This is a genomic window from Fodinicurvata sediminis DSM 21159, assembly GCF_000420625.1.
Classification (GTDB): Bacteria; Pseudomonadota; Alphaproteobacteria; order Kiloniellales; family DSM-21159; genus Fodinicurvata; species Fodinicurvata sediminis.
In genome coordinates this window covers 23757-30288 of sequence record NZ_ATVH01000003.1, presented here as the reverse complement: position 1 = coordinate 30288, position 6532 = coordinate 23757, and the positions used below count along the sequence as shown (strand labels likewise).

The following is a 6532-nucleotide window of genomic DNA, read 5'->3' as shown; positions in this document are numbered from 1 at the left end:
CCCAAGCACCTGGACGAGAAGGTCGCCAAGCTGCATCTCGACAAGATCGGCGCCCACCTCTCCGAGCTCTCCAAGGAACAGGCCGAATACATCGGCGTCCCGCTCAATGGACCGTATAAGAACGAATCGTACCGCTACTGATTTCTTCGCTCATAAGATGAACAGGGGGCGGGCCGGGCACCGGCCCCTGTTCATCGCCGCGGGATCAGCTTGTTGACGTGACCCATCTTGCGGCCGGGACGGGCCTCGGCCTTGCCGTAAAGGTGCAGGCGGGCCGTGGGATCCTGGAGAATCTCGTACCAGTCTTCGCTCTGCGCGCCGATCAGGTTGCGCATGACGGCATCGGAATGCCGCTCGGTGGAGCCGAGCGGCAGGCCAGTGACGGCACGGACCAACTGCTCGAACTGCGGTGTGTAGCAGGCGTCCATTGACCAGTGCCCCGAGTTGTGTGGACGCGGCGCCATCTCGTTGACCAGGACACGGTTGTCCTGGGTGACGAACATCTCCACCGCGATCAGGCCGACCAGGTTCATTTCTTCGGCGATGTGGCGCGCCAGGACTTCAGCCTTGTCGGCGACGTCCGTGGGGATGCGTGCCGGCACAAGCGTCTGGTCCAGGATGCGCTCGCGGTGCTGATTCTCCACAGCGGGATAGGTGGTCAGGGTACCGTCACGCCCGCGTGCGGCAATCACGGAAATCTCGCAGGTGAAATCGACAAAGCCTTCCATGACGCCATTGCTTTGGGGGGCATGCCGGCGCATTTCCTCCCAGGCCTCGGCCGCTTCGCCCTCGTTGCGCAGCAGGACCTGCCCCTTGCCGTCGTAGCCGAAATCGCAACTCTTCAAAATGACCGGTGCGCCGAGATCGCGCAGCGCCCGCTGCACGGCCTCGGGGCCTGCCACTTCGGTATAGCGGGTGGTGGGAATCTGTATCGACGCCAGGAAGTCCTTCTCACGCAGTCGGTTCTGGCAGATGTGAAGGATGTGCGGGCCGGGGTGGACAGAGACACGTTCGGCCAGGATCTCCGCTGTCCGGGAGGGCACGTTCTCGAACTCGAAGGTGACCACGTCAACGGCATCAGCGAAGGCGGCCAGAGCCTGCTCGTCGTCATAGGCCGCCTGGGTGGAGAGCGAGGTCACCTGGCAGGCTGGCTCGTCGTCACCTGGACAGAAAATGTGACTGCGATAGCCCAGACGCGCTGCAGCCAGGGCCGTCATGCGACCCAGTTGGCCACCACCCAGGATGCCGATCACGGAGCCGGGGGGCAGGGTTTCGTGCTTGGGCTTAGTCATGGTCTGAAGGCCTTTCGGCAACGCTGTCGCTTTGTTTGCTGCGGTAACTGTCCAGCCGCTCGGCAAGCCCGGCGTCGGACAGGGAAAGGATCGAAGCCGCCAGCAGGCCGGCATTCCGGGCCCCGGAATTGCCGATGGCCAGGGTGCCGACGGGGACGCCACCCGGCATCTGGGCGATGGACAGCAGGCTGTCCATACCCTGCAGGGCCTTGCTTTCCACGGGAACGCCCAGGACCGGCAGGCTGGTCAGACTGGCAACCATCCCCGGCAGATGGGCAGCCCCCCCGGCTCCGGCGATGATCACCTTCAGGCCGCGCTCGCGTGCGTTTCGGGCATAGTCAAAAAGGCGCTCGGGCGTGCGGTGTGCCGAAACGATGCGTGTTTCGTGTGCCACCTGAAGCTCATCAAGAATGTCCGCGGCGTGTCTCATGGTCTGCCAGTCGGACTGGCTGCCCATGATGACGCCCACCAGAGGCTGCTGGCCCATGTTCGTGCTTCCCCTTGTTGCATACGGGCGGGCGTCCGCGTGTGGACGCCGGATTTCCTGTTGCCCCTGGTGAATGATCCAGGGCCGGCGCATTATTCCGTCAAGCTTCTGGTGAAACAAGCATTCAGAGGTTCAAGTTGCCGCATGGACCTTTTAACAAAAAATATGTAAAAGAACTGCTATCGGGGTGGATATGAACAGACAGCGGAGATTCCCGGAGCAGGATGTCAGATGATCCTGCCTCCAGCAGGCTTGAGTACGGAATTTTCATGAAAATAACTGGAACAACGCCACCCGTCAGGACGGAAAGGGTTCGGACGGGAGAAAAGAAGGACGCGAGCCAAACCGGACGCAGTCCCGGCTTTGATTCCATCGCCGATGTGACGACTTTCTGTGGTCTGTCCGAAAGCGAATTGACCCCCAAGGTCCGGCATGCCTTGCAGGAGCTTTTCTCCGAAGTTTCGCGCCTGCATCAGGAATTGGATCGTGCGCAGGGCAGGATCGAGTATCTCGAGCAGCTGTCGGACGAGGACACACTCGTCCCTCTGATCAACCGGCGGGCCTTCGTGCGGGAACTGGACCGTTACATCTCGTTTTCCGAGCGTTACGGCATGCCCAGCAGCCTGATCTATCTGGATCTGGATGGCATGAAGCGCATCAACGACAGTCATGGCCATGCTGCCGGAGATGCCGTGCTGTTGCATGTGGCGGAGCTTCTGCGCCGGAACCTGCGGGGGTCGGACATCCTGGCTCGTCTGGGCGGAGACGAGTTCGGTGCCATCCTGGTGCAGGCCGATCTGGAGAGTGCCGAGCGCAAGGCCAGCGAACTGGCGGAACTCTTGTCCCGCACGCCTCTTTATTGGGAAGGGCATGAGATACCGGTTTCGGCCTCGTGGGGCGTCTATCGTTTCGATGGCCGTGAACAGGTGGAAGAGGCCCTGCGCAATGCGGATGACCAGATGTACGAACGCAAGCGCAAGAAGCAGGAGCGGCTGGAGAACGGTTGAGCGGGGACCTGTCCTGGCTCAGGCGATGATGTCCGGGATCAGACGGTCTTCAATGTCGGAGATCCTGTCTTTCAGCGTCAACTTCCGCTTCTTGAGACGCTGCATCTTCAATTGGTCGTAAGGTGGATTCTCGACCATTCGCTGGATGGCGTCATCCAGGTCACGGTGTTCCATGCGCAGCGCCTCGAGCCGTTCACGCAGCTGTGTGGGAGTCTCTTCACTCTCGTTGTAGGTCTTGTCCATCTTGGAAGGAGCTGTCTTTCATGGATACTGAATTGGCGGGCACTATACAGGTGATCCTGCCGTCACGTGAAGCCTGCTTGCAATCCTAACAGGGTTCCGTTTTTCTCAAGGCTGAAACATACGTCCCGGAAGAATCAGGGGTTGGCTCATGGCAGACATCAAGCGAATCGGCGTCCTGACCAGCGGTGGGGACTGTGCCGGATTGAATGCCGTGATTCGTGCGGTTGTTCAGCGTGCTGTCGAGGATCATGGCTGGCATGTCGTCGGCATCCACAAGGGAACCGCAGGACTGCTCAGCCGCCCCGTGGAGGCCGAGACCCTGGACCTGTCGCGCTTTGACGGCACCCTGCTGCGCCGGGCGGGTACGGTACTGGGAACGACGAACAAGGGCGATCCCTTTGCGTTTCCGTTGCCAGACGGATCTGTGGTCGATCGCTCCGATGAAATCGTCGAAGGTCTGCAAGAACTGGGAATCGATGCGCTGATCGGGATCGGGGGCGATGGCAGTCTGGCCATCCTGGAACGCCTCTGTCGAAAGGCACAGCTGCCGCTTATCGGCATTCCAAAGACGATCGACAATGATGTCGCGCGCACAGAGGTTGCGGTGGGCTATTCGACCGCGGTGGAGGTGGCGACCGACGCACTGGATCACCTGCAGCCAACCGCTGCCAGCCACGATCGCATCATGGTGCTTGAGGTCATGGGCCGCGACGCCGGCCATATAGCCTTGAGTGCCGGAATTGCAGGTGGGGCGGACATCATACTGATCCCGGAAATCCCCTGGTCTGCAGAAAGCCTGTCCCGCAAGATCGAAGCCTTGCGGCACCAGGACCGCAACTTCGCCCTGGTGGTCGTCGCGGAAGCAGTGCGCCGCGAGGACGGACAGCCCGTGGGACGGACCACGGAAGCCGGCAAGGTCCAGTATGGAGGCATCGGCCACTATGTGGGCGAGCGCCTGGGCCAGATGACCGGAGCTGAAGTTCGCGTCACCGTGCTGGGACATGTCCAGAGGGGCGGGACGCCGATTGCACGGGATCGCCTGATCGCCTCTATCTTCGGTGTCCATGCCGTGGATCTGATTGCCCAGGGGCAGGGGGGCGTGATGGTGGCCTGGGAAGGGCGTTCCGTGAACGCTGTTCCGCTGGATCAGATCATTGACCAGCCGCACCGTGTGGATCCGAAGGGAGCCCTGGTCAATGCGGCGCGTGGACTGGGAATCTGTCTGGGTGACTAAGGGAAGCAGCTTGGACAGGGAAGGGCTGTCCTTCTGGGATTTCTCACTGGCCTTCTATGAGCGGCCCAGCGTGGCACAGGCTTGTCTGGAGCTGCAGGATGACCACGGTCAGGACGTCAATCTGGTGCTTTTCTGCTTCTATGTTGCAGGCCATGGAAAGACACTGCAGGCGGCGGAGCTGGAAGATCTCTGGCAGGTCATTTCACCCTGGCAGGAGCATGTGGTCCGGCCACTACGCCAGGTTCGACGCTGGATGAAGCGTCCTGAAGTACTTCAGTGCGTGGATTGCGCCAGCTTGCGTGAGGCTATCAAGCAGCAGGAATTGGAGGCTGAACGCCTTCAGCAGTCGTTCCTTCAGGATGCCATGGAGTTTGACGGCAAAAAGTCGGGCTTTACGGATAAGGAAAAGGCGGCCTGTGCGGCCGCCAGTCTGGATGTACTTTTCGCCTCTGTGAATCCCGCGCCTTCGGACGAGAGAAGCAAGCTGGCGGATAGACTCCTGCAGGCCTATACCGACTATCTTCAGTCCTGAGTGACGGAAACGACGTATTTTGCGATGGCCTCGATTTCCTCGTCGCTGAGGCTGTCGCCAAAGGGCGGCATGACGCCGACGCCATCACGGACGGCTGAGCGCACGGCTTTCTCGGTCGGTTGCAGGTTATCCAGGTTCGGTCCGATTGCACCGCTTGTTCCGGCGTCCTCAAGGGCATGACAGGTTCCGCAGGTGGGCTGGGCGCCCTCGAGAAAAAGCTGGCGCCCCTGTTCGTGGGCCTTGTCTTCTCCGGCCATGACCGGGGCGGCCGCCAGTCCAGTCAGGGGCAACAGCAATGAGATGGCAAGGCAGACTCCTCTGGTCCGCGTACTCTGCGGCATGGAACGTTCCTCTGGAATAATGTGGTTGATCAGATAGAAAGGGGCCCCGTCCGTAGCCTGTCGGACGGAGCCCCTTTACCGGATAAGTTTATACGACCGTAACCTCCACGGCCAGACGGTCCCAGCCATTGTAGTCGTAACCACGATGGTTGGGTTCCGTGGACTGAGGCTGGACATTGCCTTGCGAATCCGTGGCACGGCTGGTGATTACATAATCACCGGGGTCCAGATCCGCGGTCAGCAGGAACGGACGCCAGGCATAGCGCCCCAGATCGGGACCGATGAAGCTTGCTTCCTGCCAGCTGTCGCCACCGTCAAGCGAGACCTCGACCTTGTCGACGGGGTTCATGCCACCGAAGGCCACGCCATAGATCTGGACGCGGCCGCTGTCGCTGTCCTTGAGAGGGTGAGTGACCCAGGATTTGACCTGCATCTCCCACATGGAAGGCTGATCTGGAGCTCCATCAACACCGACCGGGCGCACGCGATAGCCGGAAGCCTGGATATTGGCGTCAGTTTCCTGTTCGGTGAAGGCGACGCGCTTGACGTACTTCACATTGTTGATGCCGTAATACCCGGGCACGATCATGCGCAGCGGACCGCCGTGTGCCAATGGCATCTCGTCGCCGTTCATCTCCCAGGCCAGGATGGCATTTTCCATGGCTTCCTTTGGGACCGAGCGCTCGACGATGATGGACTTCTCGTCGACGCCGTCGGGCAGTTCCTCGCCGCCAGTGGAGGTCATGAAGACGCCGCCATCGGCTATCCCGCCAAGCTCCTCGACCACCTTGCGCATGGGGGCGCCGCTCCAGAGCACACAGCCTGCTGCACCGGTGAGCCATTGCGAACCACTTGTTTCGTGGTCATAGAAGCCTCGCCCGTTGCCGGAACACTGCAGGACCGTGGCCACGGTCTCGATGCCGATGTTTTTCAGGTCCCCTACGGTCAAGGTGCGTGGGTTGTTCACGCCTTCGATCGAGACTTCCCAGGCATCCCGGTCGGCCACGACAGAGTCGTCGGGAGCGGGCAGGTTGTTACGGATATAGACTTCATCGTTTGGCGTAATGACACTGGTGCCACCGGCGCCCCTCTTCATCTCCAGGGTTTGCTCGGTGTGCATGATCAGCTTGTCGGCATCTTTCCAACTGACATAGTCGGGCAACTCCATCTCGTCAGCGAATGCCGGGAAACTGGCCCCCGTCACGCCAGCTGCCGCGATAGCGCCGGCCGTGCCAGCTGAGCCAATCAGGAAATGTCTCCGGTGAATTCTTGCGGATTCCATTTTGCGTTTCCTCCCTCTGCGCTCTCTCGCGCTTGACGCCAACCTCATGAAGGCCGGCAGGTTTATTCATGCCTCAGTCTCGATCGACGAGAAGTGGCACTATCAGGAGTAAAC

9 protein-coding genes are annotated in these 6532 nt (G+C 60.7%); 4 read left to right on the top strand and 5 right to left on the bottom strand.

The window, feature by feature from the left end; genetic code table 11:
- The coding region (locus tag G502_RS21770; protein ID WP_162140926.1) for an adenosylhomocysteinase at nucleotides 1–141 on the top strand (141 nt) is incomplete at its 5' end.
- A 50-nt stretch (nucleotides 142–191) separates the two neighbouring features.
- Here G502_RS21770 and G502_RS0100745 read toward each other — a convergent pair.
- Both G502_RS0100745 and purE read right to left on the bottom strand, forming a co-directional pair.
- Nucleotides 192–1292, bottom strand: a complete 1101-nt coding sequence (locus G502_RS0100745; RefSeq protein ID WP_022726752.1) for a 5-(carboxyamino)imidazole ribonucleotide synthase — start codon at nucleotides 1290–1292, stop codon at nucleotides 192–194.
- Nucleotides 1285–1779, bottom strand: a complete 495-nt coding sequence (gene purE, locus G502_RS0100740; RefSeq protein ID WP_022726751.1) for a 5-(carboxyamino)imidazole ribonucleotide mutase — start codon at nucleotides 1777–1779, stop codon at nucleotides 1285–1287. Before purE ends, G502_RS0100745 begins: the two co-directional genes overlap by 8 nt.
- A 269-nt stretch (nucleotides 1780–2048) precedes the next feature.
- On the opposite strand from purE, the gene G502_RS17995 reads away from it, so the two are divergent.
- A complete protein-coding gene (locus tag G502_RS17995) occupies nucleotides 2049–2786 on the top strand; it encodes a GGDEF domain-containing protein (RefSeq protein ID WP_040487442.1) in 738 nt (245 codons plus the stop codon).
- 18 nt (nucleotides 2787–2804) lie between these two features.
- Here G502_RS17995 and G502_RS0100730 read toward each other — a convergent pair whose 3' ends face one another.
- Nucleotides 2805–3029: a YdcH family protein gene (locus G502_RS0100730; protein WP_022726749.1), complete on the bottom strand. Its 225-nt coding sequence runs from the start codon at nucleotides 3027–3029 to the stop codon at nucleotides 2805–2807.
- A gap of 148 nt (nucleotides 3030–3177) precedes the next feature.
- Here G502_RS0100730 and G502_RS0100725 point away from each other — a divergent pair, with 148 nt between their 5' ends.
- A complete protein-coding gene (locus G502_RS0100725) occupies nucleotides 3178–4263 on the top strand; it encodes an ATP-dependent 6-phosphofructokinase (protein WP_022726748.1) in 1086 nt (361 codons plus the stop codon).
- Nucleotides 4256–4795: a TIGR02444 family protein gene (locus G502_RS21195; RefSeq protein ID WP_162140925.1), complete on the top strand. Its 540-nt coding sequence runs from the start codon at nucleotides 4256–4258 to the stop codon at nucleotides 4793–4795. Before G502_RS0100725 ends, G502_RS21195 begins: the two co-directional genes overlap by 8 nt.
- Here G502_RS21195 and sorU read toward each other — a convergent pair.
- Together sorU and sorT are read right to left on the bottom strand one after the other, a co-directional pair.
- Nucleotides 4786–5136: a SorU family sulfite dehydrogenase c-type cytochrome subunit gene (gene sorU, locus G502_RS0100715; protein ID WP_022726746.1), complete on the bottom strand. Its 351-nt coding sequence runs from the start codon at nucleotides 5134–5136 to the stop codon at nucleotides 4786–4788. The two genes, G502_RS21195 and sorU, sit on opposite strands and share 10 nt — an antisense overlap.
- Nucleotides 5137–5224: 88 nt before the next feature.
- Nucleotides 5225–6418 (bottom strand): SorT family sulfite dehydrogenase catalytic subunit, encoded by a 1194-nt coding sequence (sorT, locus tag G502_RS0100710; protein ID WP_022726745.1) that lies wholly within the window; start codon nucleotides 6416–6418, stop codon nucleotides 5225–5227.
- Nucleotides 6419–6532 lie beyond the last annotated feature (114 nt).